This window comes from Bradyrhizobium tropiciagri (genome assembly GCF_001189845.1).
In the GTDB taxonomy this organism is placed as follows: domain Bacteria; phylum Pseudomonadota; class Alphaproteobacteria; order Rhizobiales; family Xanthobacteraceae; genus Bradyrhizobium; species Bradyrhizobium tropiciagri.
Genome location: NZ_LFLZ01000007.1, coordinates 101,964 through 127,797, shown reverse-complemented (window position 1 = coordinate 127,797; position 25,834 = coordinate 101,964). Strand labels below are relative to the sequence as shown.

Annotated in this window: 23 protein-coding genes and 4 pseudogenes; 11 read left to right on the top strand and 16 right to left on the bottom strand. The window is 64.7% G+C overall.

Features of this window, described 5'->3' with window-relative positions; genetic code table 11:
* The first annotated feature begins 50 nt into the window (after nt 1-50).
* The 3 genes from AKN84_RS08495 to AKN84_RS08485 all read left to right on the top strand — a co-directional run bounded on the left by AKN84_RS08495 (nt 51) and on the right by AKN84_RS08485 (nt 2,560).
* The gene (locus AKN84_RS08495) at nt 51-623 is read left to right on the top strand and encodes an HdeD family acid-resistance protein (RefSeq protein ID WP_050420290.1); all 573 of its coding nucleotides are present in this window, start codon (nt 51-53) and stop codon (nt 621-623) included.
* 235 nt (nt 624-858) lie between these two features.
* The gene (locus AKN84_RS08490; protein ID WP_050420289.1) at nt 859-1,944 is read left to right on the top strand and encodes a 3-deoxy-7-phosphoheptulonate synthase; all 1,086 of its coding nucleotides are present in this window, start codon (nt 859-861) and stop codon (nt 1,942-1,944) included.
* A gap of 172 nt (nt 1,945-2,116) precedes the next feature.
* Nucleotides 2,117-2,560 (top strand): VOC family protein, encoded by a 444-nt coding sequence (locus AKN84_RS08485; protein WP_050420288.1) that lies wholly within the window; start codon nt 2,117-2,119, stop codon nt 2,558-2,560.
* 134 nt (nt 2,561-2,694) lie between these two features.
* Here the strand turns inward: AKN84_RS08485 and AKN84_RS08480 are convergent, their stop codons facing one another.
* Genes AKN84_RS08480 through epmA form a run of 4 tightly spaced genes read right to left on the bottom strand, consistent with a single transcriptional unit; the run spans nt 2,695 to nt 5,344 of the window.
* The gene (locus AKN84_RS08480) at nt 2,695-2,961 is read right to left on the bottom strand and encodes a hypothetical protein (protein WP_050420287.1); all 267 of its coding nucleotides are present in this window, start codon (nt 2,959-2,961) and stop codon (nt 2,695-2,697) included.
* A 22-nt stretch (nt 2,962-2,983) separates the two neighbouring features.
* Nucleotides 2,984-3,196 carry a hypothetical protein gene (locus AKN84_RS08475; protein WP_050420286.1) on the bottom strand — a complete coding sequence of 71 codons (213 nt, stop codon included), beginning with the start codon at nt 3,194-3,196 and terminating at the stop codon, nt 2,984-2,986.
* A gap of 7 nt (nt 3,197-3,203) precedes the next feature.
* Nucleotides 3,204-4,295 (bottom strand): lysine-2,3-aminomutase-like protein, encoded by a 1,092-nt coding sequence (locus AKN84_RS08470; RefSeq protein WP_050420285.1) that lies wholly within the window; start codon nt 4,293-4,295, stop codon nt 3,204-3,206.
* Nucleotides 4,292-5,344: an EF-P lysine aminoacylase EpmA gene (gene epmA, locus AKN84_RS08465; RefSeq protein WP_050420284.1), complete on the bottom strand. Its 1,053-nt coding sequence runs from the start codon at nt 5,342-5,344 to the stop codon at nt 4,292-4,294. Before epmA ends, AKN84_RS08470 begins: the two co-directional genes overlap by 4 nt.
* Before the next feature lie 275 nt (nt 5,345-5,619).
* Between epmA and AKN84_RS08460 the strand changes: the two genes are divergently transcribed.
* The 3 genes from AKN84_RS08460 to AKN84_RS08450 all read left to right on the top strand — a co-directional run bounded on the left by AKN84_RS08460 (nt 5,620) and on the right by AKN84_RS08450 (nt 8,778).
* The gene (locus AKN84_RS08460) at nt 5,620-6,315 is read left to right on the top strand and encodes a TolB-like translocation protein (protein WP_050420283.1); all 696 of its coding nucleotides are present in this window, start codon (nt 5,620-5,622) and stop codon (nt 6,313-6,315) included.
* Between the two features lie 163 nt (nt 6,316-6,478).
* Complete coding sequence (gene efp / locus AKN84_RS08455; RefSeq protein WP_050420372.1) at nt 6,479-7,045, top strand: elongation factor P; 567 nt, start codon at nt 6,479-6,481, stop codon at nt 7,043-7,045.
* Nucleotides 7,046-7,200: 155 nt separating this feature from the next.
* A complete protein-coding gene (locus tag AKN84_RS08450; protein WP_128970547.1) occupies nt 7,201-8,778 on the top strand; it encodes a M23 family peptidase in 1,578 nt (525 codons plus the stop codon).
* A 56-nt stretch (nt 8,779-8,834) separates the two neighbouring features.
* Here AKN84_RS08450 and AKN84_RS08445 read toward each other — a convergent pair whose 3' ends face one another.
* The 5 genes and pseudogenes from AKN84_RS08445 to AKN84_RS08425 all read right to left on the bottom strand — a co-directional run bounded on the left by AKN84_RS08445 (nt 8,835) and on the right by AKN84_RS08425 (nt 12,167).
* A complete protein-coding gene (locus tag AKN84_RS08445) occupies nt 8,835-9,227 on the bottom strand; it encodes a tautomerase family protein (RefSeq protein WP_050420371.1) in 393 nt (130 codons plus the stop codon).
* Nucleotides 9,228-9,545: 318 nt separating this feature from the next.
* Nucleotides 9,546-9,968, bottom strand: a complete 423-nt coding sequence (locus AKN84_RS08440) for a chorismate mutase (RefSeq protein WP_128970546.1) — start codon at nt 9,966-9,968, stop codon at nt 9,546-9,548.
* Nucleotides 9,969-10,071: 103 nt separating this feature from the next.
* Entirely contained in the window at nt 10,072-10,965 is an 894-nt protein-coding gene (locus AKN84_RS08435; protein WP_050420369.1) for a dihydrodipicolinate synthase family protein, read from the bottom strand.
* A gap of 179 nt (nt 10,966-11,144) precedes the next feature.
* Nucleotides 11,145-11,651 (bottom strand): cupin domain-containing protein, encoded by a 507-nt coding sequence (locus AKN84_RS08430; RefSeq protein WP_050420281.1) that lies wholly within the window; start codon nt 11,649-11,651, stop codon nt 11,145-11,147.
* 37 nt (nt 11,652-11,688) lie between these two features.
* Nucleotides 11,689-12,167 (bottom strand): annotated as a pseudogene (locus tag AKN84_RS08425) (carboxymuconolactone decarboxylase family protein).
* 92 nt (nt 12,168-12,259) lie between these two features.
* Between AKN84_RS08425 and AKN84_RS08420 the strand changes: the two are divergent.
* Together AKN84_RS08420 and AKN84_RS08415 are read left to right on the top strand one after the other, a co-directional pair.
* Entirely contained in the window at nt 12,260-12,817 is a 558-nt protein-coding gene (locus tag AKN84_RS08420; RefSeq protein WP_050420368.1) for a MarR family winged helix-turn-helix transcriptional regulator, read from the top strand.
* A 54-nt stretch (nt 12,818-12,871) separates the two neighbouring features.
* A complete protein-coding gene (locus AKN84_RS08415) occupies nt 12,872-14,104 on the top strand; it encodes a lytic murein transglycosylase (protein ID WP_050420280.1) in 1,233 nt (410 codons plus the stop codon).
* Between the two features lie 94 nt (nt 14,105-14,198).
* Here AKN84_RS08415 and AKN84_RS08410 read toward each other — a convergent pair whose 3' ends face one another.
* The 3 genes and pseudogenes from AKN84_RS08410 to AKN84_RS08400 form a co-directional block, all read right to left on the bottom strand.
* A complete protein-coding gene (locus AKN84_RS08410) occupies nt 14,199-15,011 on the bottom strand; it encodes an SDR family NAD(P)-dependent oxidoreductase (protein WP_050420279.1) in 813 nt (270 codons plus the stop codon).
* An 18-nt stretch (nt 15,012-15,029) separates the two neighbouring features.
* Nucleotides 15,030-16,870, bottom strand: a pseudogene (gene recJ / locus AKN84_RS08405) (single-stranded-DNA-specific exonuclease RecJ).
* Between the two features lie 154 nt (nt 16,871-17,024).
* On the bottom strand, nt 17,025-17,747 hold the full coding sequence (locus tag AKN84_RS08400) for a haloacid dehalogenase type II (RefSeq protein ID WP_050420278.1): 723 nt from the start codon (nt 17,745-17,747) through the stop codon (nt 17,025-17,027).
* 182 nt (nt 17,748-17,929) lie between these two features.
* On the opposite strand from AKN84_RS08400, the gene AKN84_RS08390 reads away from it, so the two are divergent.
* On the top strand, nt 17,930-19,081 hold the full coding sequence (locus AKN84_RS08390; RefSeq protein ID WP_128970545.1) for a hypothetical protein: 1,152 nt from the start codon (nt 17,930-17,932) through the stop codon (nt 19,079-19,081).
* An 8-nt stretch (nt 19,082-19,089) separates the two neighbouring features.
* Here the strand turns inward: AKN84_RS08390 and glpX are convergent, their stop codons facing one another.
* From glpX to AKN84_RS08370, 4 genes and pseudogenes are all read right to left on the bottom strand, one after another.
* Complete coding sequence (gene glpX / locus AKN84_RS08385) at nt 19,090-20,088, bottom strand: class II fructose-bisphosphatase (protein WP_050420275.1); 999 nt, start codon at nt 20,086-20,088, stop codon at nt 19,090-19,092.
* 79 nt (nt 20,089-20,167) lie between these two features.
* Nucleotides 20,168-21,486 (bottom strand): annotated as a pseudogene (locus AKN84_RS08380) (homoserine dehydrogenase).
* A 38-nt stretch (nt 21,487-21,524) separates the two neighbouring features.
* A pseudogene (locus AKN84_RS08375) lies at nt 21,525-22,743 on the bottom strand (LL-diaminopimelate aminotransferase).
* 216 nt (nt 22,744-22,959) lie between these two features.
* Nucleotides 22,960-23,235 carry a hypothetical protein gene (locus AKN84_RS08370; protein ID WP_050420273.1) on the bottom strand — a complete coding sequence of 92 codons (276 nt, stop codon included), beginning with the start codon at nt 23,233-23,235 and terminating at the stop codon, nt 22,960-22,962.
* Nucleotides 23,236-23,528: 293 nt separating this feature from the next.
* Between AKN84_RS08370 and AKN84_RS08365 the strand changes: the two genes are divergently transcribed.
* Together AKN84_RS08365 and AKN84_RS08360 are read left to right on the top strand one after the other, a co-directional pair.
* Nucleotides 23,529-25,337: a PHA/PHB synthase family protein gene (locus AKN84_RS08365; protein WP_050420272.1), complete on the top strand. Its 1,809-nt coding sequence runs from the start codon at nt 23,529-23,531 to the stop codon at nt 25,335-25,337.
* 73 nt (nt 25,338-25,410) lie between these two features.
* Nucleotides 25,411-25,809, top strand: a complete 399-nt coding sequence (locus AKN84_RS08360) for an MAPEG family protein (protein WP_050420271.1) — start codon at nt 25,411-25,413, stop codon at nt 25,807-25,809.
* Nucleotides 25,810-25,834: the final 25 nt, after the last annotated feature.

Here is a 25,834-nt window from a genome sequence, read left to right as displayed (position 1 = left end):
ACCATCTGTAACCGATTAGGATAGACTGCGCGCAGATCGGGAGAGCCGCGATGACCCTGCCCCACGACCTCGACAAGCTGCGATCGGAGATGCAGGCTGCCGTCAAGGCGCACTGGAAGGCGTTCCTGTTCGAAGGCATCCTGCTCGCGATCCTCGGCATTGCGGCGATGATCGTGCCGACATTCGCCAGCCTCGCCGTCACCATCTTCCTCGGCTGGATGTTCCTGATCTCGGGCATCGGCGGGCTGATCGTGACGTTCTGGGCGCGCAACATGCCGGGCTTCTGGTGGTCGCTGATCTCGGCGGCGCTCGCCGTGCTCGCCGGCATGGTGCTGCTGGCGCGCCCGATGCAGGGCGTGCTGACGCTGACCATCGTCATCGGCGCCTATTTCGTCGCCGAGGGCGTCGCCACCATCATGTACGCGCTGGAGCACCGCCGCGAATTGTCGGGACGCTGGTCCTGGCTGCTGATCGCCGGCCTGATGGATATCGTCGTCGCCTTCTTCATCATCGCGGGCCTGCCGGAATCGGCGGGATGGGCGATCGGCCTCCTTGTCGGTCTCAACCTGATGTTCGGCGGGGCGACCCTGATCGGGATGGCGTTGGCGGCGCGCAACACCTGACGGCGAACCGCGGAGGGCTTGTATTTGGGGGGTGACAGCCCCAAATCCCTGGGCTATAGAGCTGCCCCATGATCACATCCGCCACCAGCTATTTTTGGTACTTTAGCTACGACAGCTCGCTGGCGGCAGGAGGATCGCGCTCAATCTGAAGAATTGCAGCAAACGTCCAAAACAAGCCGCCAGACCTGGCGGCTTTTTTGTTGCCGGCAGGTCCCGAAATCCAAAGGAGCCAGCCGTGTTGAGTACGACAGACGATCTTCGCATCAAGGAACTGAAAGAGCTGAGTACGCCCGAAGAGGTGATGCGGGAGGTCCCGCGCACCCTGACGGCAACCCGCGTCGTGATGGGCGCCCGCAACGCCATCCACGCGATCCTCAACGGCACCGATGACCGCCTGCTGGTCGTCGTCGGCCCCTGCTCCATCCACGATCCCGCGGCGGCCGTCGATTATGCCGAACGTCTCGCCGGTCTGCGCGAACAGCTCGCCGACCGCCTCGAGATCGTGATGCGGGTGTATTTCGAGAAGCCGCGCACCACCGTCGGCTGGAAGGGGCTGATCAACGATCCCGATCTCGATAACAGCTTCGACATCAACAAGGGCCTGCGGCTTGCCCGCAACGTGCTGTCGGCCGTGAACAATCTCGGCCTGCCGGCCGGCACCGAATTCCTCGACATGACGACGCCGCAATACATCGCCGATCTGGTCTCGTGGGCTGCGATCGGCGCCCGCACCACCGAGAGCCAGATCCATCGCGAGCTGGCGTCCGGCCTGTCCTGCCCGGTCGGCTTCAAGAACAGCACCGATGGTGGCGTGCGGATCGCGGCGGATGCGGTGAAGTCGGCGTCGCACCCGCATCATTTCATGGCGGTCACCAAGGGCGGCCGCTCGGCGATCGCTGCGACCAGCGGCAACGAGGACTGCCACGTCATCCTGCGCGGCGGGCGGGTGCCGAACTATGATGCAGCGAGCGTCGATGCCGCGGCCGCCGAGCTCGGCCGCGCCGGTGTCGCAGCGCGGCTGATGATCGACACCAGCCACGCCAACAGCAGCAAGAAGCCGGAGAACCAGCCGGCGGTTGCCGCTGACATCGCAAAGCAGGTCGCGGGAGGCGAACAGCGCATCATCGGCGTGATGATCGAGAGCAACCTTGTCGCCGGACGGCAGGACGTCGTGCCGGGCAAGCCGTTGACCTACGGCCAGAGCATTACGGATGGCTGCATCGATCTCGCGACGACGGCTGACGTCTTGAAGCAGCTGGCCGATGCCGTCGACGCAAGGCGCAGCGTGCGGCGTGACGGCCTGCAGGAGCGTTCGGCCTGACGCGGCCGAACGGATTGAGCTTGCTAGCGGTGCGCACCAGATCGCGCTCCGCTAGCTTTCCGAGGCATTGGCGAGTTGGTACCCGTTCGAGCGCGAGGCCCCCAATATGGGTGCATGTGACGGGTTTAGGGTGTTTAATGGCCGCTGGGCTCTGTAGGAAAAGGATTTCCCAATGAGCGTAAACATCGAGCAGAAGAGCTACGAGATGCCCCCGCAGGAGGGGATCAGCATAGCGCAATTTCTCACCGTTGCCGATATCGAGCGATCGGCTCGCTACTATGAAAGGGTTTTCGGCGCACGCATTCTGAGCCTCGGAGACGGCAACGCGCCAGGGTACCTTCAGCTCGCAAATATCTGGATGATTTTGAACGTCGGAGGCGGACCGACACCGGACAAGCCGACGGTATCGCTCAGCGTTCCAGACCCCAACCACATCAACAGTTTCTTGAATATCCGCGTTGCGGACATTCAAGCCTGCTATCAACTATGGAAAAGTCGAGGAGCCGAGTTCATCACGGAGCCGTTGGAGAAGTACGGCGAGTGGCGCTGCTACATCCGTGATCCCGATGGCTATCTTATCGAAGTGGGACAGAGCACCACCCTCAAGTACGGCTAGCGATCACCTAGAGTGAGGATTTAGCGCTTACGAACGGCGCAGGTGTGGACGCAAAGCTTTGCGCGCCCACCTTGTCGCGTGACCCCCGTGCCGCTTATGCGTAAGTCCGGCACCGCGCCGGCGCTGCCGCTGGCCTAGCAGCCGCGGCAGATGCTCTTGATCTTCTTGTCGAGCGCAGCGTCTTCCTTGTTGGCCTGGCTGTTCGGATCGCTGATGCTCTTTTCGTTGCCAACGTCGCCGCGGCGCGGCTGACGATGTCCGACCGGCGCTTCCGGCACCCCGGTATTCTTCTGCATCGAGGACGATCCGCCCTGTTGCTGCGCCAAGGCCAGGGACGTTCCAAGCTGGGGCGCTCCGACCGCAACAATCATCAGAGCCATCAACAAAACAGTCTTCCGCATCTCGCCTCTCCGCTTCTCAACCCTATTGCGCCCGTTCCGGCACCTCGACGCTAGCACAATTGCGTCGTCCCTGCGCTGCGCAATCCTGGACTTTCCGTATATCGGCCATGGCGCCAAGGAGCCAGATTCCGGCGGCGACCAGCACCACAAAGAAGCCGAACATCACAGCATTTTCGATGCTGCGGTTGCCCTCGTCCTCGGGCGGCTGCTGCCGTCCGTCCCCGGCCCCGCCCATCGCCGGCTCACGATTGCGGCGGATAAGTATGAACATCCCCGCAATAATCGACGACACGGTACCGCCGTTCCACGGAATCTTCACGATCGCGGGAAACCGGCTGCGACAAATAGGTCGGGCCGATCGGCGCCTTGCCGTAGCCGCCGGGGATGTCGAGCACATAATCCGGCTGGCACAGCCCGGAGACATGCCCGCGCAACGCCCGCATCAACTCCTGCCCGGCTTCAATTGTGGTACGCAAATGCGCGGTACCGGGTGCCAGGTCGCCGTGGTGCAGGTAGTAGGGCTTGATCCGGCACTCGACGAAGGCGCGCATCAGCGCCGTGAGCGTCGCGACATCGTCGTTGATGCCGCGCAGCAAGACCGACTGGCTCACCAATGGAATGCCGGCGTCGGCAAGGCAAGCGCACGCCGCGCGGGCATTGGCGCCCAATTCGCGCGGATGGTTGCCATGGATGGCAATCCAGGTTGCGGCCCCCTCGACCCGCAGCGCCGCGATCATCTCGGCATTGATGCGTCCGGGATCGGCGATCGGAACACGGGTGTGGAGGCGGATGATCTTCACATGATCGATCGCGGCGAGATCGGCCATGATCTCGGTCAGCCTGCGCGGCGACAGCATCAACGGATCGCCGCCGGTCAGGATGACCTCCCAGATCTCCGGATGGCTCCTGATGTAATCGAGCCCCGCGCGGTAGGCGTCGTCCGACAACGCCGAGGCCTTTCCCGGGCCGACCATTTCGCGCCGGAAGCAGAACCGGCAATAGACCGCGCAGACATGCACCAGCTTGAACAACACCCGGTCGGGATAGCGATGCACGATGCCTGAGACCGGCGAATGCGCATCGTCGCCGATCGGGTCGGCGTTCTCGCCGGGCTGCTCGACGAGTTCGTCAGCGCTCGGGACGAACTGCCGCGCGATCGGGTCGGCGGGATCGGCCGGGTCGATCAGCGCAGCGAGTTCCGGCGTCACCGCGACCGCGTAGCGCGCCGCCACCTGTTCGAGCTCGGCAAGAGCGTCGACCGGCGCGAGGCCGGCATCGATCAGCTCGCGCGGCTGGCGCAGCGTCGCCGCCAGTTTCGGATCGATCCTGTTCATGCCTCTCCTGCAGGCGGCATCCAGACCACCTGATCAATTCGTGGCGCGCCGCTCGCCAGCATCACCAGCCGGTCGAAGCCGAGCGCGACGCCGCTGGCTTCCGGCATCTGGCCGACCGCGGCAATGAAATCGTCGTCGAGCGGATAACGCTCGCCGTAACGGCGGGCCTTCTCGTCCATCGCTGCGGTAAAACGATGGCGCTGCTCGGCCGCATCGGTCAACTCGCCAAAGCCGTTGGCAAGCTCGACCCCGCATGCATAGACCTCGAAGCGCTCGGCGATGCGCGGCTCGCCCGCCTTGGTGCGCGCCAGCGCGGCCTCCGGCGACGGGTATTCGAACAGCACCGTCAGGCGGCCTTGTCCGAGATTCGGCTCGACATGCTCGACCAGCACCTTGCTGAAAATGTCCGACCAGGTGTCGTCATCGGCGATCCGCACCCGCTCGCGCGCGGCTGATGCCAGCGCCTCGCGATTGCCCTCGCCGCCCGAGATCGTCGCCAGCAGGTCGATGCCGGCGAAGCGCTCGAAGCCGCTCGCAACCGTCAGCAGCTCCGGCTCGGCAAACGGATCGGCAGTCTTACCGCGGAATGAAAACCGCCCGATCCCGGTCGCCTGCGCCGCATGGGCGATCACGACGATGGTGTCGGCCATGATGGCGTCATAGCCGGCATTGGCGCGGTACCATTCCAGCATGGTGAATTCGGGCAGATGCAGGTCGCCGCGCTCGCGATCGCGGAACACCCGCGCGAACTCGTAGATCTTCGGCTCGCCGGCGGCGAGCAGCTTCTTGCAGGCGAACTCCGGCGAGGTGCGCAGATAGCGCGTCGCCTGCGCACCATCGGCCTGCCTGAGCTCGGTCCGCGGGGCGTGCAGATGCGTCTCGTTGCCGGGGGAGATCTGGAGGACGGCGGTCTCGACCTCGGTAAATCCCTGCTCCTCGAACCAGGCCCGGAGCGCCCGCGTGATCGCGGTCCGCGCCTGCAGGAACGGCCTGCGATCGGCGTAGCGCCGCGGCGTCCACCACGGCGACGGCTGATCATGTGCGGTCATCGGCCGGCCGCTCCGGCGGCTGCGGATTCAACATCAACAAGCCGCCGCCTCCACTTAAGATTCGACTGCAAATGCCTGATTCCAAACAGATACATGATCCACACGGCCTTGGCCTCCGCGCCACGCGGCGGAGCTGATCCCTTCTTGTCGAAAGATGCCGGCATTGTCCATGCGCAGCCTCGGCTGAACCTGAACGGCTGGTCCGGCGTCCCACACCCAGTTCAACTGGAACGGATCAAGCCATGTTCCGCCGATTGCGGACCGCTGGATGCACATTGCTGCTTGGGCTGGCCCTGCTCGCGCCGGCCAACGCCGACGGCCCGGGAAAGCAGTTCAACCGCGTCACCGATGCACCCACGTTCACCTCACCGGACGGCAAGGTTCGGCTCGAGCAATATGCGCGCGATATGGGCGACGATGGCCTGCTGTTTCAGTTCTGGACCTTTGACCCCTCGCACAAGCACGCCGCTCTCCTCAACAAGGGCGAAACCACCGATCAGGCCGGATATCAGGCCGGCTTCCGCTTCAGCCCGGACAGCCAGTGGCTGGTGCGAATGCAGAAGATCGGCTCCGGCACTCACACCCTCTACCTGTACAAACGGAACGGCGACCAGTTCGCACCGGCAACCGCAAAGCCGCTCGGCGATGCCGCCTGGGACTATTTCTTCACCCAGCCGGCCGCCACCGGCGTTCGGCACGATCCCAACGATCCCTATTCGCTCGACCATATGCGGGTCGGCCTGATCAAGGGGCTCGAGGACAACTATGCCTGGCTCGGCCAGCATTGGCCTGACAACCGTTACCTCGTGATCGGCCTGTCGTTCGACATTCAGGGGGAAGAAACGCCGTTTCCCTGGGTCGAGGACTGGCGTTGCCTCTACGACCTGACGACCGGCACATTCTCGGTCCCCGAGAGCTTCGCCGAGCACAACCAGAACGCACTGAAAATGCCCGATCCGGCCCGAAAATAGCGCCTGATGGCACTGGCCGAACGGTTGGCAAACGGCCGAATTGGGCCGCAAAAGACTGGCATCTCAGGGACAAATCAGTATGTTGCAGCCCGAAATCGCCGCCACGGCCGAGGGGCTGCCGGTCCGGTTTGCGCCCCCGCTTCTCAAATTCAGGAAAACACCTTTGAAAGTCATCGCCAGTTCCATCCGTAAGGGCAATATCATCGAGCAGGACGGCAAGCTCTATGTGGTCCTGTCCGCCGAAAACATTCATCCCGGCAAGGGCACCCCGGTCAGCCAGATCGAAATGCGCCGCATCGGCGACGGCGTGAAGGTCTCGGAGCGATACAAGACCACCGACCAGGTCGAGAAGGCCACCGTTGAGGACCACAACTACAACTACCTCTATGAAGACGGCGACGGCTTCCACTTCATGAACAACGACAACTACGACCAGGTCCAGGTCTCCAAGGAGATCGTCGGTTCGTCCGCGCCGTATTTGCAGGAGAACATGACCGTGAAGCTGTCGATGCACGATGGCAATCCGGTCGCGATCCAGCTGCCGCAGCGCGTGACGCTGGAAGTCGTCGAGACCGAGCCCGTGACCAAGGGCCAGACCGCATCGTCGTCGTACAAGCCGGCCGTGCTGTCGAACGGCATCCGCACCGGCGTGCCGCCGCATGTTTCCACCGGCACCCGCATCGTGGTCATGACCGAGGACGGTTCCTACGTCGAACGCGCCAAGGATTGAGCGGAAGGACTGAGCGGCAACGCGCGGTGACCTTCGTCATGCACCATCACTGCGCATCAGGTTGTTGTTTAAGCTCAAACTTTCCGGAAAACTGCTACACACTTTTCCGGAACTTGCTCTAATCTCTCGCGATCAGGCATGACCCGGGGGGTGCGGTGAACAGGAAGATTGTCAGCTTCATCACTTGCTGGCTGGCAGTCCTGCTCTTGCCTCTCCCCGGCGCTCATGCCGACGAATTCCGAACGCCTTCGATCTCGGCCATGCGGGTCGAATGGCGCGCCGTGCTCGACCAGCTTCGGCAAGAGATCGCCACCCGCCCGGCCATCACCACCAACTTCACATTCGCCGGACAGCGCCGCGTCCCGGCCACCGATCCGCGCGCGATGCCCGCGCTGGTGCAGCTGAACGCGGTGACATCGCCGCTCTTCCCCGGCATTGCGCAAAGCCCGATCCCGGTGCTGCTGCCGCTCGACCCCGCAAGCTATCTCGATGCACGGCAAGTCGGCACACCGGACGGCCTGCCGGTCGCACGCTACCAGGCCGACTTCCGCGCGGCCGATCTCTTCCATGCCGGCGCGTCCGGCTATGACGCGGTGTTCTCGCTCGATCCGGGCGCCGGCGACGGCATACCGCCGCGGACGTTTGCAAAACCGGTCGAGGTGCAGATCTCGGGCTCGATCCTAGTCTACGACCTCGCCGACCGGCTCGGCGGCAAGGGCGAACCGGTCAAGACGCTGGCCACACAGTTTCCGGACCTGCGCCGCTTCATCCGCGAAGGCTATGTCCGCTACGCTTTCACGCGCTTCGGGATACCCTATGTCGTCTCGATCCAGTGCCTCGATAGTGCACCGCGGCCGAAGCGGCTGGCGTGCCGCGAGGCCTCCCCGGTCGCCGAACGCTTCCTGAAGGCGTTGCGCATCGCCGGTGGCCAGCCGTCCCGGCCGCGCAGCGACACCGCCTCCGACATCTCCGAGCGGCCGATCACGCAGTCGGCCGATTTCACCTACCGCCCGAGCGGCGACATCATCGCGGGCAGCGGCGGCCGCAGGCAGCAAGGCGGCCACGCCGACGTCACCGTCTATTCGCAAATCCGCTTTCCGCTCGCGAAGGCGCCGGCCTTCGCACATTCGCAGTCCTTCCCGAAGCGCGGGCGGGTCGACGAGTATCCCTGGCAGGACAATTTCTGCGAGGCCCGCAGTTTCGAGGTCGGCCAATGCGCCAGCGGCTTCGGCCATCAGGGCCAGGACATCAGGCCGGGCGCGTGTCCCACCGACGGCAAGGACAGTTGCGACCCCAGGCAGCAGGCGGTCGTCGCGGTGCGCGACAGCATCGTGATCCGCTCGGCGCAGCAGCAGGCCGTGACATTGCAGGTCAACACCCGCACCGAGCACGTCCGCTTCCGCTACATGCACATGAACCCGTCGGTGATGGATGCCGACGGCCTGCTCAACGGACGCCGCCTCAGCGAGGGCGAGAAGATCGGCGTGGTGTCGAACTATCTCGACCATCCCAACGGCACGTCACGGCATCTGCACTTCGACGTGCAGGTGTTCACGCGCGACGGCTGGCTCTGGGTCAATCCCCACACCACGCTGGTGTCGGCCTATGAGCGGCTGATCCGCGGCCGCGGCCGCGAGATCGGACCGGAGCCCGGACCTGCGGCCGCCGTGGCGCACGCCCTGCCCGACGACGTCGTGCGTCGCATCGACACCCAGGAAGGTGGCGGCAATTAGCGCGAGAGCGGCGACGGCTATTGTTGCCGGCGGCCGTAGGAGACCGGATACGCGGCTTACTTCAGTTCGCCGGTGATGAACTGTGCGCGCCCCATGCCGAACGACCAGTCCTCATCGTCATTGATCACGAAGTTGATGACGAGGTCGCTCGGTGCGATCCCGCAGGCCGACGACAGCCGCTCGGCGAGCACGCGATAGAAATCCAGCTTCAACGCCCTGTCGCGCGGTCGGCTGGTCAACTGCAGCATCACCAGCCTATCGGTCCGGCCGATGCCCAATCCGGTATCGAGAGCGACGACGCGGGATCGCGGATGAACATGCACGACCTGATAGCGGTCGCGCTGCGGCACGTGGAGGGTTTCGACCAGCACTTCGTGGGTGACATCGAGCAGCCGCAGGATCTCTGCATCGCTTCGTCCCTCGATCAAATCAAACCGCAGAAACGGCATGTTGATGGCTCCTTGCTCGATCTGCCGAGAATCTGAAGCGCCGGTGCAACTGCCGGCGATCAGTTGCCCCCGCATAGCGAACCGACCGGAGTGGAGCTGATCCAATCCGCGTCAGTTTCAGTGTTTCGAAATGTCACGTGCGATCGCGGCTCTCGGCTCAGCCCATCAGGCGAACCGGACCGCTCTCTTCCGACTCGCTGCACTAAAGCACGCAGCTGGGCCGATGGATAATGATTATCCGAGATGGTTGCGATCTGAATCCCAGATCACGTCTCGTCGATGCGCCGAAGTGAGCAAGCCGATGGCCCGCGCGTCCGCCTATTTCTTCCAGGGGGCATCGCCGCGTGCCGCAGCCGCTGCGAAGACGCCCTGCTCGTAATCGATGAAGGCGCGTATCATCGCGCGGTAGGTGGCTTCCGCAACCTTGGGCGACAGCCCGTCCGCTTCCGCAAGTGCCATCGCCTTCTTCACGACGGCCTCGGCGCGCTCAGGCGCCTCGACCTGCGCAGGGTTGGCCTTGAAGCGGGCGGCCTCATGGACGTAGCGGCCGCGCTCGGCCATCAGGCGCACGATCTCGCGGTCGAGCCGGTCGATGTTGCTGCGCACCTCGCCAAGCGTCTTGCAGCAGGCGCCGTTGTCGACGGTAGGACTGCCCCACAGTGCCGGCGTATTGGTTGCGGGCTCCTCGGCCCACACCACGACGGGAATCAGAATCGTCAACAGAACCACCGGCAATCGCATCGAACGCCTCCCAGTCGGCGCGCACACCGGCAATTGTTATGCCGATTTTGTGCGCCGATGGAAACCACGATGGCCGGATCCATCTCGCGCTGCCTTGGAGCGATCAGCCGATGTCCATTGCGGCCAGCACCTCACCCACCTTCTTCTGGGCGTCCGGAGGCAGCGGCAAGATCGGACGCGGTGGCTCGGCCGCGCAGATCCCCCTGAGATTGGCGATCGCGTAGACGACGCGCAGGCTCGAGAAGGTCTTGAGCAGCTGCCAGACCGGCTGCAGACGCGCATCAAGCTGCCGCGCCCTGGCCGCATCTCCACTTGCCACGGCGCGGACGATGTCGAGGCAGACCTTGGGGAAGACCCCTGCGAGAACGCTGTACCAGGTCTCGCCGCCCGCCAGCAGCGCCTCGGTGCAATTCCAGTCGGCGCTGTAGCCGAGCGAGAAGCCGCCCGGCACCACAGCCCGCAATTCAGCGACATGGCCCGCCAAGGCAGACGCATCCAGCGCAGGACTCTTCACCGCAATAATCCCCTCCACATGACTCAAACGGCTGATCAAGGCCGGTGTGAACCGGAAATGCGTGGTGCCCGGATTGTCGTAGATGCAGATCGGCAATTTGCTTTCGCGCGCCACCGTTTGGAAATGCTCGAAGACCTCGTCATCCGTGAGGGGCGTATAGGAAACCGCCGCCAGCAGGCCGGCCGCCGCGCCGGCATCGCGCGCATCCTGCGCGAGCCTCACCGTATCGTCGGTCCGCAGCGCGCCGATGCCGACCAGGATCGGCGTCTTGCCGTCCGCGAGAGCGGCAGCCGCCTGCACGGCGCGGCGCCGCTCATCGCGGCTGAAATACGGATATGAACCGGTGCTTCCGAGCAGCCCGATCGAATCCACCTTGGCGGCGATCAAGGGCTCCAGCAATGCGCGGAGAGCGCCCGCATCGACCTGCCCATCACGAGACGAGGGCGTGATCGGAAAGGCGGAAAGCCCCTTGAGGTTGACCATCGATTGCTCCTGTTCAGTGACCGCCGCGCCAACGGCGAAATCGCATTCCGGCCGTTGCCGCAGCGCCATCAATCGCCGCGCGCAATGCCGCTTGCAAGGTCCAGTTTGCTGCGGACTTCACCGCAAACTGGTCCAGTGCTCGACGGATCCCGCGATCCGCGGAATTGTGTGGGCTGCGGTTATTCGAGCATCGTGGTCAGCTGCGCGCCCTCATCCGCCACGAACACTGCGATCAGCTCCGCCGGCTCCGTGGTGCTCGCATTGGCCGAGACCATGTGGGTCGAACCCGGCGGCTCGAAGAAGGACTGGCCGACCTTGAAGGTCTCGACCGGCCCGCCGCCGAGCTGGGAGCGGATCTCGCCCTTGGTGATGTAGGCCGTCACCGAGCCGGAATGACGATGCGGCGGCGTGAAGCCGCCGGGACCGTAGAACACGCGCACCACCGTAACGCGCTTGCCCGCCACGTTGGGCAGCGCATGCGAGGCGATGACCTCGACCTTGTCGAGCGGGGACGCGGCATTCGCACTGGCGCATAGCGGCGCGATCACCGCGGAAATCGCGTCCATCGGGGTCGGCAGCGCCTTGCCGATCACGAAGGCCGAAGCCAGACCCGCAATTGCGGCCAGCAAGACCGGCCGCGGCGGCCGCACGAATGCAAGAGATGGTGTCATCGCCATCGAGGTCATCGGTTGTTCTCCCCTGTCGATTGCACTTGAAATCGTCTCACGACGCCGCAGCGGCGACCCGCTGCCGGCGCGGCGGCGGCGTCCAGCGATAGGCGGCGCCGAACCGGTTCCAGACGTTGATCGAAGCGATCGCCGAGGTCAGATAGGTCAGCTCCTTTTCGGAGAATTCGGCGGTAGCTCGGCATAGACCTCGTCGCTGACGCCGTTCGGCAGGGTCGTCAGCGCCTCGGTCCAGGCCAGCGCGGCGCGCTCGCGCGCCGAGAACTGCGGCACCTCACGCCACACCACGACGAGATTGAGCTTGTCGACTGGCACGCCGAGGTTCTCGCCCTGCAGGATATGATACTGCACGCAGAAGGCGCAGCCATTGATCTGCGAGGCGCGCAGCTTGACCAGTTCGAGCAGTTGCTTGTCGAGACCGGCCTTCGCCGCGAACTGGCCGAGGTCACGCACGACGGCGAAGACGTCGGGGGCGAGCTTCTCGAAGTCGGTATATTCCTTGCGGGCATGTGACATTGGCTTGGCCTCATGTTATCAGTGTACTGATACATTATCAGAACTCTGATATTGAGCAAGACACAGACATTCGCGAAGGCAACATGGCGGCAATGCAGAAGCGAGGGAAATCCGGCACGGCCGAGCGGCGGCCGGCGGGGAAAGCGGCGCCGGGCAAGGTGGCGATCGGGGCGGAAGCAGACGCCCTGCCCGCCTCCGCCATCCCGCCGCCCGGCGAAGGCAAGCGCGGCGAACAGGGCTATCTCGCCTATCTGCTGCGCCAGGCACATGCGGCCTCACGGCTGTCGATGGAACGCCAGCTGGGACGCCTCGGCGTCACCTCGCCGCAATTCGTGGTGCTGACCATGCTGAAAGCCTATCCGGGTCTCTCAGGCGCCGATCTGGCCCGGGTGGCGCTGCTGACGCCGCAGACGGTCAGCGTGATCATCCGCAACCTCGAGCGCGACGGCGCGATCCGCAAGACGCCGCATCCGGTCCACGGCCGGGTGCTGCAATGGAGCCTGACCAGCCATGGAACCGCGCTGCTGGAGAAATGCCGCCACATCGCCCAGGCCCAGGAGCGCCGGCTCGCCGCCGGCCTCGATGCCAAGTCGGAACAGGTGGTCCGGCAATGGTTGTCAAAAATCGCCACAGATTTGCAGGATAGCTAGTTCTTGCGGCGTCATGACTTTGGTCCGTCCGGAAGGCGCCGCTAGACTGGATGCATGAAACAGCCTGATTCTCCGAATTCCCCTGCGCGCCGTGCCGTCTTGACGGCCGGGCTCGCTGCCGGCGTGATGCTCATCAATCCGTTCGGCGCGCTGGCCGCCGCGCCTCCGGGCTTCGACCAGTGGCGCGACAATTTCCGCGCCCGCGCGCTGGCAAAAGGCATTTCGGAGGCGACCTGGAATCGCTGCATGGCGCGGGTCGAACCCGACATGAGTGTGTTCAAGCAGATGCGCAACCAGCCGGAATTCCACGAGCAGATCTGGCAGTACATCAACCGCCGCGTCTCCGACTGGCGCATCATCCACGGCCGCGAGGCGCTCAAGAAGAACGAGGCGCTGTTCGCCCGGATCGAGCGTGACTTCGGCGTCGAGCGCGGCACGCTGCTCGCACTGTGGGGTGTCGAGTCCGCCTATGGCGATCCGCTGGTGCAGCAGAACCACATGACGCCGGTGTTTCCCTCGCTCGCGGCGCTCGCCTGGAACGAGCCGCGCCGCAAGGCCTATTGGGAGACCGAGCTGATCAACGCGATGAAGATCGTGCAGCGCGGCTGGAGCACGCCGCAGGAGATGAACGGCTCCTGGGCCGGTGCGATGGGCCACTCGCAGTGGATGCCGGAAGTCTGGCTCAATGTCGGCTTCGACTATGACGGCGACGGCAAGGTCTCGCCGTTCGGCCGGCCCGACGATGCGCTCGGCTCGACCGCGAAATATCTCGTCAATCGCGGCAAGTGGCACCGCGGCGAGCACTGGGGCTACGAGGTCCGCGCGTCCGGCGGCGCCAGCGGCAGCCGCACCTATGCGGCCTGGGCCAGCGCCGGCGTCGTCAGAGCCGACGGCCAGCCGTTTCCGCAGCCGAACGCGTCGGCGCAGCTCTGGATCCCGGTCGCCGGCGGTCCCGCGTTCCTGCTCGGCCCGAACTTCAATTCGGTGAAGAGCTACAATCCCTCGATGAACTATGCGCTCGCGATCTGCCATCTCGGCGACCGCTGTCTCGGCGGCCCACCCTTCATCCAGCCCTTCCCCGGCTCGGAGCGCGCGCTCACGCTCGCCGAGGTGCAGGAAATGCAGACGCGGCTGACCAAGGCCGGCTTCGACACCGGCGGCACCGACGGCCGCGTCGGCAACGACACCATGAAGGCGATCAAGGACTTTCAGATCAAGGCCGGCCTGCTGCCCGCCGATGGCTACGGCGGGCTCAAGGTGCTGGCACGGCTGCGGCAAGGCGGCTGACTGCCGTCATTGCGAGGAGCGAAGCGACGAAGCAATCCATGCCACCGCATGCGTGGATCGATGGATTGCTTCGCTTCGCTCGCAATGACGGAGATCAGTTTGGCTGCCGCACCACCCCGCCGGCATTCATGCCGCCGTCGATGACGAGCTCGCTGCCGGTGACATAGCGCGATGCATCCGAGGCGAGGTAGAGCACGCCTTGGGCGATCTCGATCGCCTGGCCGGCGCGGCCGAGCGGCGTCGCGAACCTTGCGCGCTCCTCCGGATCGATCGGTGCATTCTGGCCGGCGCCCGTCGCGCCGGTCGGGATCTTGCCCCAGATCGGCGTGTCGATGATGCCGGGATGCACGGAGTTGACGCGGATGCCGTCGCCGATCTGCGCGCATTCCATCGCGATCGATTTGGCGAACAGCCGGACCGCGCCCTTGGTGGCGCTGTAGCCGGAGAGCGTTGCCGCACCACGCAGGCCGGCCAGCGACGACATCATGATGATCGAGCCGCCGCCATGCTTGCGCATCAGCGGCAGCGAATGCTTCACCGACAGGAACACGCCATCGATATTGATGGCGGTCTGCCGGCGCCAATCCGCGAGCGACATCTCGACAATCGACGGCGCGCCGATGCCGATGCCGGCGTTGGAGACCATGATATCCAGGCGGCCATGGCGCTTGCCGATGTCAGCGACGACCTCGATCCAGCGCTCCTCGCTGGTGACATCCTGCGGCAGGAAGCTCACCTTGCGCCCGGCCTTGGTGAGCCGCGCTGCGAGCTCGGGTCCCCTCAACTCGTCGATATCGGTCGCAACGACCGTCGCGCCTTCCTGTGCCAACAATTCGACGATCGCTTCGCCAATACCCGACGCGCCGCCGGTCACCAGCGCGACCTTGCCTTCAACCTGTCCTGCCATGTCCTCTCCCAACGTTTCTTATCGGATCACCGCCGGGCCCTGATCCGGTGCCGCGACGTCGAGGACACGGAATTGCACACGTTCGCTGCCTTGCCAACGGTCGACCGCAAGAGAGCCCGCCACGTGCAATTGCTGACCGCGATTTTGCGTCAAGGCGCTGCCGAGCTTCTGTCCGACGGAGCGGAATGCGATACCGTTGACGATGGAACCGTCGCCGGACTTGAAGCGCAGCCGCAAGTGCGCCTGTCCGACCTCGTCGGCGTAGACCAGTTGATGCGACGGCAGCGCGATCACCGGCTCCGGATTGGCGCTGCCGAACGGCCCCGCGCGATTGAGCGTCGCGGCGAATTCCGGCGTCACCGCGCGCGCGGCCACGGCGCCGTCGATGAACAGCTCGTTCTCGTGACGCGAGTTGGCGACGTCGGCCGCCAGCGCGCTCTCCATGAAGGCGCGGAATTCGGCGAGCTTCTCCTTGCGCAGCGTGACGCCGGCCGCCATCGCGTGCCCGCCGCCCTTCATCAGCAGGCCGTCACGCACCGCCTGCCGCACCGCCTTGCCGAGATCGACGCCGCCGATCGAGCGGCCCGATCCGGTGCCGATGCCACCCGGCTCGAGCGCGATCGCAAACGCCGGACGCGCGAACTTCTCCTTCAGGCGTGCCGCGACCAGCCCGACCACGCCGGGGTGCCATCCTTCCGCCGCAGTGACGATGACCGCGCCTTTGTCCTCGAGCCCGAGCGAAGCCAATGCCTCCGCTTCGGCCTGTGCTTCAGCCGCCTGCTCGATCACGCGCCGTTCGTTGTTGAGACGATCGAGCTCGGCCGCGATCCGCGCGGCCTCCGAGACATCGCCTTCGAGCAGCAGCCGCACGCCGAGATCGGCACGCCCGATGCGGCCGCCGGCATTGATGCGCGGCCCCAGCATGAAGCCGAGATGCCAGCCTCCGGCGGGCCGTTGAGCCGCGCCACATCCATCAGCGCGGTGTGGCCGACATGGTCGCGGCGGCGCATCGCGATCAGGCCTTTTGCAACGAAGGCCCGGTTGAGCCCGATCAGCGGCGCGACGTCGGCGACGGTGCCGAGCGCGACGTGATGCAGCACGCTGAGCAGGTCCGGCTCCGGCATCTCGCGGGTCCAGAACCCGCGCTGGCGCAGCTCGCGATTGACGGCGACCAGCGTGACGAACACCAGGCCGACGGCGGCGAGATGACCGAGCCCGGAGAGATCGTCGGGCCGGTTCGGATTCACCAGCGCGTCGACCTCGGGTAATTCATCGCCGGTCTGGTGATGATCGATCACGACCACCGACATGCCGAGCTTCCTGGCTTCCGCCAGCGGCTCGATGCTGGTGGTGCCGCAATCGACCGTGACCAGCAGCGTCGCGCCCTTGGCCGCCAGCGCACGGACAGCGTCGACGTTCGGCCCATAGCCTTCGAAGATGCGGTCGGGAATGTGGATCAGCGGGTCCAGTCCGCAATGGCGCAAATGCCAGGTCAGCAGCGCCGCCGAGGTCGCGCCGTCGACATCATAGTCGCCGAAGATCGCGACCTTTTCGCCACGAACAGCTGCATCCGCGATGCGCCTGGCCGCGTGCTCCATCTCGGTCACCGTGTGCGGGTCCGGCATCAGCTTGCGGATGGTCGGGTCGAGGAAGTCGGCGACCTCGTCGATCGCGACGTCGCGCCCCGCCAGCACCCGCGCCAGCATTTCCGGCAATTGATAGCGCTGCACGATCGCGAGCGCCCGCGCCGCGCCGCGCGCATCCAGCCGGTCGCGCCAGAGCTTTCCGGTCAGCGACCGCGTCACGCCAAGGAACGCCTGTGGCGTCTCGATGGGCAGTGCCGATGCGTGAAGTGTCATGATCCCTTCCGAACCAGAGCGTTTTCGAGCGAGGTGGGCACCGGTTCGCGTGAAGAAAACGCGTCAAACAAAAATCCGGAACATCGGTCCTGATCCAATCAGGGCCGATGCGTCCGGAAGGAATCGTAGCCCTTCAATGAATCGCAGGCCAGTTCTAGCAGCCCATCCGGCTGGCGATTTCCCCGAAATCCTTGGCCACGATGTCCCACGCCCCGGTGGCCTCGAAATCGACCTTCTGCAGCGGACCGTATTCGGTCGGCCGCGCCACGAAGGCGGTCTTCAGGCCGTGCTTCTGCGCGTGCTTCAGGTCGTAATTGTGGGCGGCGACCATCATCACCTGCTCCGGCGGCAGGCACAGCAGTTTCGCGGCGCCGAGATAGGTTTCCGGATCGGGCTTGTAGTGCTCGAACAGCTCGGCCGACATCACGAGGTCCCACGGGAGCCCTGCGAACTTCGCCATGTTGGTGAGCAGTGCGACGTTGCCGTTGGAGAGCGGCGAGATGATGTATTTGGTCTTCAGCCGGGTCAGGCCGGCGACGCTGTCGGGCCACCCATGCAGGCGATGCCAGCCCTTCGTCAGGTGCTGCAAATCGACCTCGGTCAGATCCTTGATGCCGAGCTGCGCGACCAGCTTTTCCAGCGAACGGCGGTGCAAGACGTCGAGGATCACGTAACCGTTCTGCGGGTTCTTGCGCACCTCGTCCATCGAGGCCGTGTAAACCGCGCGCCAGCCGTCGACCAGCGCGGTCCAGTCGGCCTTGATGCCGCGCGTCTCGCCCCATGTGGTGAAATCGTTGATCAGGCTGGTGCGCCAATCGACCACGGTGCCGAACACGTCGAACACCAGGGCCTTCACTCCCGCAAGATCGGATGTCATATTTCATTGCTCCAATTTGCATAATCGTTCTTGGCCCGGCCGGACGCGCCGAACGTCCCCATATAGCGTTGCTTGACGTGAATATCCATTGCACGACAACATAGGTGGATCGCTCGGCCCTTCCGTCCGCAAGAGTTGGCGAACGTTCCCGTGCGCTAACCCAATCAGGGGCTAGTCGACCCATGAGCCAACCGACCACGAGCCAACCGATCGCATCCGTTCTCCTGCAAAGCGCGAGGCCCGTCGATCTGCAGCAACTGGCTGATGTACTGCGACGACGCCATCCGGATCGTCCCTGGAAAGTCGACACCGCCGCCGCATCCATCCAAGGCGGCGATCACATCATTTCTCTTGCTCTCGTCGAGGCGCCGAAACCGAAGGATGATGCGCTTTGGGAGCGCGCCGGGCTCCTCTGGCGAGACGGGCGTCAGCTCGTCGACCGCCACAATGCCCATGTCGTGGTCTCAGCAACGGACGCCAATGCTGGCGAACTTGAACGCGCGAGGATCGCAACCGCCGTCGTCGGCGGTCTGCTCGCAACGCTGCCCGAGGCCTGCGCCGTCATCTGGAGAGACCTGCTTGGCCGCGAGCCTCAGAGATGGCTGAAGGACTCCGAACAATCGTTCGCGCCTGCACCAGGCTACCCGTTCCTGCTTTGGATCGACATCCTTCCGTTCAAGTCGGTCGAGTCGACCGGCGCGCTGACTGTGGGGCTATTTTCGTACATCGGCCGTGACATCGAGTGCGACCTTCCAGGCATGGCGCTGCCCGACCTGGTCGGCAAGGTCGCGTTGATCGCCTGCCAGATCATCGCGCGCAGTCAAGAGGTCAAGGATGGCGAGGTGTTCGCGGTGTCCGCCACTGAGCGCTTCACGCTGCGCCATGCCGTTTCCCGCTTCAACGGCGTGCCGGTATTGAGAATCGGCGCCGTAACGCCCCGCAGTCCAGCCAAGCGCTATCCGATCATCTCGCCAGCTACGGTAAGGGATCATCCGCTCCTGGCCCTGCTGACACGCGCTGGACTTTTCGATGCGAGCAGCCCCGACAACCACGTCGAGCTGCAACCCGCCAGCTATGAATCGGAGATCCGACTCGACGCCTACGATCAGGGCATCAACGGCGTGTTATCGCGGATCTTGATCAGCGACGCCTATGTCGCTGCCGACCAGAGGGCGCGCGACGCGCTCGCGCGAGGTGAAACCGGCGCGGCAAGGGAAGCACTGCTTCCCTTTGCCGGAGAGATCACCAAGCTGCAGGGCGCCCTGAAACTCGGGCTGTCGCAGGGCCGCGTATTCATGTTCCTGCCGAAGCAGAGCATGACCAAACTCTCCTAGAGTCCGCCTCAATCGAGGTGGAACTTCTCGAGCTGGCGGTGCTCGGCCTTGATGTAGCGCACGGTGCCGGTGACCGAGCGCATCACGACTGTCTCGGTCTCGATCACGTCCTTCTTGAACTTGACGCCGGTCAGCAGCGAGCCTGTCGTGACGCCGGTGGCGGCGAACAGGCAGTCGCCCTTCGCCATGTCCTCGATGCCGTAGATCATCTTCGGATCGGTGACGCCCATCTTGTGCGCGCGCTCGCGCTTCTCCTCGGTGTCGAGGATCAGGCGGCACTGCATCTGGCCGCCGATGCAGCGCAGTGCGACTGCGGCCAGCACGCCCTCGGGAGCGCCGCCGGTGCCGATATACATGTCGACGCCGGTCTCATCGGGCTTGGCGCAGTGAATGACGCCGGCGACGTCGCCGTCAGTGATCAGCTGCACGGCAGCGCCGGTCGAGCGCACGCTATTGATGATGTCGGCATGGCGCGGACGGTCGAGCACCAGCACGTTGATGGCGGTCGGGTCGACGCCCTTGGCCTTGGCGAGCCGTCGCACGTTGTCGGCCGGCGGCGCGTCGAGCTCGATCACATTCTTGGCGTAGCCCGGGCCGATCGCGATCTTCTGCATGTAGACGTCGGGCGCGTGCAGCAGCGTACCGCCGTCGGCCATCGCCATGGTGGCGATCGAGCCCGGCATGTTCTTGGCGCACAGCGTCGTGCCTTCGAGCGGGTCGACCGCGATGTCGACCTTGGGACCGGCATTGAGGCCGACCTTCTCGCCGATGAACAGCATCGGCGCCTCGTCGCGCTCGCCCTCGCCGATCACGACCGTCCCCTCGATCGGCAGCTTGTTGAGCTCGCGCCGCATCGCGTCGACCGCGGCCTTGTCGGCGGCCTTCTCCTGGCCGTGGCCGCGCAGCCGCGCGGCCGACACCGCAGCGCGCTCCGTCACGCGCACGATTTCGAGCGTCAGGATGCGCTCGAGCAGCATCTGCGGCGGAACGGAAATATGGGTCGACATCGGCGTACTCCTTAAGCCTCGGGGACAGGCCAGCCTGCCCGCATCAATCGTCTCACGCCCGACCCGTTCAGGCCATGCGTTAGTTTTTCTCGATCCGGATCACCTGCGGCCTGCCGCTGATGACCTTATCGCGCTGCACTGCGGCCAGCGCACGATGCACCGCATCCTCGCTGGTCGCATAGGTAATCAGAATGACCGGAACCGGTGAAGGTTTTTTGGCCGCACCGTTCACATCGACGCCATCCGGATGCCGCTGCACGATGGATTCCAGAGATATCTTCTGTTCCGCCAGCCGGGTGGCGATTGTTGCGGCAGTGCCTGCAAGATCGCGCGCCATCAGGCGGATATAATAGCCGCCCTCATGGCGTTCCATCGGCGCCTTGGTGGTGTCGCGCAACCGCTCCACCGGGCGGCCGAACGGCTTGGCGCGGATGCCACGCGCGACGTCGGCGATGTCGGCGACCACGGCCGAGGCGGTCGCGCCGCCGCCGGCGCCCGGGCCCACCAGTGTGATCGGCGGAATGCCCTCGCCGTCGATCGCGACCGCATTGGTGACACCCATCACCTGCGCGATCGAGGATGATTTCGGCACCATGGTCGGGTGCACGCGCTGCTCAATGCCCTTTGCCGTGCGCACGCAACGCCGAGCAGCTTGACCCGGTAGCCGAGTTCCGCAGCCGCCTTGAGGTCTTCCGGCGTGATCGAGGAGATGCCTTCGACATAGACAGCGCTTTCCGCGACCTTGGTTCCGAAGGCGAGGCTCGCCAGGATCGCAAGCTTCTGCGCGGTGTCGTGACCATCGACGTCGAACGACGGATTGGCTTCGGCATAGCCGAGGCGCTGGGCGTCCTTCAGGCATTCCTCGAACGACAACCCCTCCTGCTCCATCCGGGTCAGGATGTAATTGCAGGTGCCGTTCAAGATACCATAGACGCGGTTGACGCTGGTGCCGGCGAGACCCTCGCGCAGCGTCTTGATGACCGGGATCGCCGCGCCGACCGCCGCCTCGAAATTCAGCGCGCCGCCGTGCTTCTCGGCGGCTGCGGCAAGACGCAGTCCATGCTTGGCGATCAGCGCCTTGTTGGCGGTGACGACCGACTTGCCCGCCTTCAGTGCGGTCTCGATCGCGGACAGCGCGGGATCGCCGGCGCCGCCCATCAGTTCGACAAAGCAGTCGATGTTGGGATCTTCGGCCAGCGCCTCGGGACTCTTCGCCCAGGCGATGTCGCGCAGGTCGAGGCCGCGCTTCTTGGCTTTCGAGCGCGCCGTGACGGCGACGACGCGAACGGACCGGCCGCTGCGCTCGGCCAGCGCCCGTCCTTGCGTTTCGATGAGGCGGACGACATCGGCACCGACGGTGCCGAGCCCCGCTATGCCCACGTTCAGGGGTGCGACCATGGATTTAAGGGACCTGGAGATTAAGCAACCTGGAAGGATTAGCGTCGGTTGGCGAGAGGAACGACGTTGTGCAACGTTTCGATGCCGCTTTCAAGGAAGCGGCGCACGCCGCGCGCGGCCTGCCGGATGCGCTGCTCGTTCTCCACCATGCGATGCGGACATAGCCCTCGCCGTGCTCGCCGAATGCGACGCCCGGCGACACCACGACGCCGGATTCTCCACCATCAGGGTTGCGAACTGCATGCTGCCGACCGCCTCGAACTCCTTGGGCAGCGGCGCCCAGGCGAACATCGAGGCCTGCGGCGGCGGAATGTCCCAGCCGGCGCGGCCAAATGACTCAACCAGCGCATCGCGCCGCTTGCGGTAGGTGTCGCGCATCTCGCGGATACAGTCGTCGGGACCGTTCAACGCCGCGGTCGCCGCCACCTGGACCGGCGTGAAGGCGCCGTAATCGAGATAGGATTTGACTCGCGCCAGCGCTGCGATGATGCGCTCATTGCCGACCGCAAAGCCCATGCGCCAGCCGGCCATCGAGAACGTCTTCGACATCGAGGTGAATTCGACGGTGACGTCGATCGCGCCGGGCACCTGCAGCACCGACGGCGGCGGCTTGTCCTCGTCGAAATAGACTTCTGCGTAGGCAAGATCGGACAGGATGAAGATGTCGTGTTTCTTCGCGAATGCGACGAGATCCTTGTAGAAGTCGAGGTCGGCGACATAGGCGGTCGGGTTCGACGGATAGCAGACGATCAGCGCGATCGGCTTCGGGATCGAATGGACGATCGCCCGCTCGACCGCCTCGAAGAATTGCGGCGTCGGCTCCGAGGGCACCGAGCGGATCACGCCGCCTGCCATCAGGAAGCCGAATGCATGGATCGGGTAGCTCGGGTTCGGGCACAGCACGACGTCGCCGGGCGCGGTGATCGCCTGCGCCACGTTGGCAAACCCCTCCTTCGAGCCGAGTGTCGCAACGACCTGGGTATCGGGGTTGAGCTTGACGCCGAAGCGGCGCGCGTAATAGGCGGCCTGCGCCTTGCGCAGGCCATTGATGCCGCGGGAGGCCGAGTAGCGGTCGGTCCGCGGCTTGCCCAGCGTCTCCTTGAGCTTCTCGATGACGTGCGGCGGGGTCGGCAGGTCCGGATTGCCCATGCCCATGTCGATGATATCGGCCCCGGCGTTGCGCGCGGTCGCCTTGGCCTGGTTGACCTTTTCAAACACGTAAGGCGGCAGACGGCGAATGCGGTAAAAATCTTCCATGGGACCCTTGCTCCGACAACCGCGATGCCAGAATCGCCCCCTTTGCTGGGTTTACGGAAGCCTTAACGGCCTCTTCCAGAAATCACACCAAGTCAATGACTTAGAGCAAATTCAGGGGCACGATCTGGGGGCTGCGGCCGGATCTGCGGTTGAATTGGATTTCTTTTAGCACGGACACCGGGCGGCGCCAGCGCTGATCGGCCGCTCGCTGCGGCCTCACTTGCCGGCCTGGGCCGCCGTCGAGGCCTGGCGCGCGCGCGCGGCGATCAGCTCCTGCTCGATCTTGGCCTGATCCGCCGGCTTGATCGTCGGATCGGCGCGGTCGGGCGGCAGGTCATGGACCGGGAGGTAGCCGTTGGCATCCTTTTGACGCGCCGGCGCGTCGGCCGGCATTGCCATATCGGCGATCGTGCTCGAGCACCCGCCCAGCGCCAGCAATGACGCGAGCAGCACCGCGGCCGCGAGCCCCCTGTTCTTCATATCGATCGGCATGCGCCGAATTGTCCCCAACAAGCTAGCGCGCACGTCGCACGGTTGCCGACACGGGTCGCACTGGTACGAGCCTTGCAGCGTCTCCGCTGCGTTAATCCCAGCTTTAGTCGTTTCAAACCATTGTCGCCCGAAACGCTTAAAGCGTGAACAACAAAAGCGACCCCTGAGGCTTCAATATGACGGAACAAAGATTTTTTGTCGCACCGCAACACAGCGAAACATCGGATTTTCACTGATTTTCGTTGCCGCACCGCGCGATGACGCCCCCCAAACGACGCGATATTGTCCTTCAGATGAGCAACGTCAGCACCGACACCCAAGCCACCCCGAAATTCAACGCCGAAGCCTTCGCCATGAACATCGCGCGGGCGATGGAGAGCAGCGGCCAGGCGCTGGCAGCCTATCTCAAGCCGCGCCAGACCGGAGAAGTCCGCGACAATCCGCCGAACGAGCTTGGTGAGGTCATCAAGACCTTCAGCGTGATCGCCGAATACTGGCTGTCCGACAAGGAGCGCGCCTCCTCGCTGCAAATGCAGCTCGGCAAGGATTACCTCGATCTCTGGGGCTCGGCCGTGCGCCGCATGGCCGGCGAAGCCGATGCCAAGCCCGCGATCGCGCCGGCCGCGCGCGACAAGCGCTTCCAGGATCCGGAGTGGAAGTCGAATCAGTTCTTCGACTTCATCCTCCAGCTTTATCTGCTGACCTCGAAATGGGCGCAGCAGCTGGTGAACGACGCCGACGGCATCGACCCGCACACCCGCAAGAAGGCCGAATTCTACGTCCAGCAGATCACCAACGCGCTGGCGCCGTCGAACTTCGTCTTGACCAATCCGGAAGTGCTGCGCGCCACGGTCGAGACCAACGGCGACAATCTGGTGCGCGGCATGAAGATGCTCGCCGAGGATATCGAGGCCGGCCACGGCACGCTGAAGATCCGCCAGTCCGATTCGAGCAATCTCGAGGTCGGCGTCAACATGGCGACGACGCCGGGCAAGGTGATCTACCAGAACGAGCTGATGCAGCTCATCCAGTATTCGCCGGCAACGGAGAACGTGCTGCGCACGCCGCTCCTGATCGTGCCGCCATGGATCAACAAGTTCTACATCCTCGATCTGCGCCCTGAGAAATCCTACATCAAATGGTGCGTCGACCAGGGCATCACGGTGTTCGTGATCTCCTGGGTCAATCCGGACAAGGAGCTCGGCAAGAAGACCTGGGCCGACTACATGACCGAAGGCCCGCTCACGGCGATGGACGTGATCGAGAAGGTCACCGGCGAGATGAAGGTGCACACCGCCGGCTATTGCGTCGGCGGCACCATGCTCGCCTCGACGCTCGCCTATCTCGCCGAGAAGCGCCGCCAGCGCGTGACGTCGGCGACGTTCTTTGCCGCGCAGGTCGACTTCACCCACGCCGGCGACCTGCTGGTGTTCGTCGACGAGGACCAGATCTCGGCGCTGGAACGCGACATGCAGGAATCCGGCGTGCTCGAAGGCAGCAAGATGGCGATGGCCTTCAACATGCTGCGCTCCAACGACCTGATCTGGTCGTATGTCGTGAACAATTATCTGAAGGGCCAGCCGCCCTCCTCGTTCGACCTGCTGCACTGGAATTCGGATGCGACGCGGATGCCGTCGTCGAACCACTCCTACTATCTGCGCAACTGCTATCTGGAGAACCGGCTCTCGACCGGCACCATGGTGCTCGACAACACGCTGCTCGATCTGTCGAAGGTGAAGGTACCGGTCTACAACCTCGCCGCACGCGAGGATCACATCGCTCCGGCGGAATCGGTGCTGTACGGTTCGCAGTTCTTCGGCGGACCGGTGAAGTATGTGCTGGCCGGCTCCGGCCATATCGCCGGCGTGGTCAATCCGCCTGCGTCGAAGAAGTATCAATACTGGACCAACGACAACATTAAGGACATCAAGCTCGCCGATTGGCTGAAGGGCGCCGAGGAGCACAAGGGATCGTGGTGGCCCGACTGGCGCAGCTGGCTGGAGGGCCATGATCCGGAGACGGTGCCGGCGCGCATCGTGGGCTCGAATGGGGCGCAGGTGCTCGAGGATGCTCCGGGCAGCTATGTCCGCGTCCGCGCGTAGCGCCAACTCTTCCGCTCAGCTATAAACGGACGATCCCGGCGGTCGGGAATCGAATTGACGTGAGGGGGAGACGATGACGCGCGAACTGTTCTGGCTGTCGCTGACGGTGATCCTGACCGGGCTGTTGTGGATCCCCTACATCATCAACCGCTGCCAGGTACGCGGCCTCTCCGGCGCCATGGGCAATCCCTCGCGCGGCGACAAGCCGCATGCCGAATGGGCCAACCGGCTGATGTTCGCGCATGACAACGCGGTGGAGAATCTCGTGATCTTCGCGCCGCTGGTCCTGATCCTCAACGCCGCCGACTACTCCACCAAATGGACCGTGCTCGCCTGCGCCGTCTATTTCTGGGCCCGCGTCGCCCACCTGATCGTCTACACGCTCGGCCTGCCGGTGTTCCGCACCCTGGCCTTCACGGTCGGCTTCCTCGCCCAGGCGGTGCTGGCACTCGCGATCTTCAAGATCGTCTGAGCAACGGATTCGCGCCGGCCGGTGA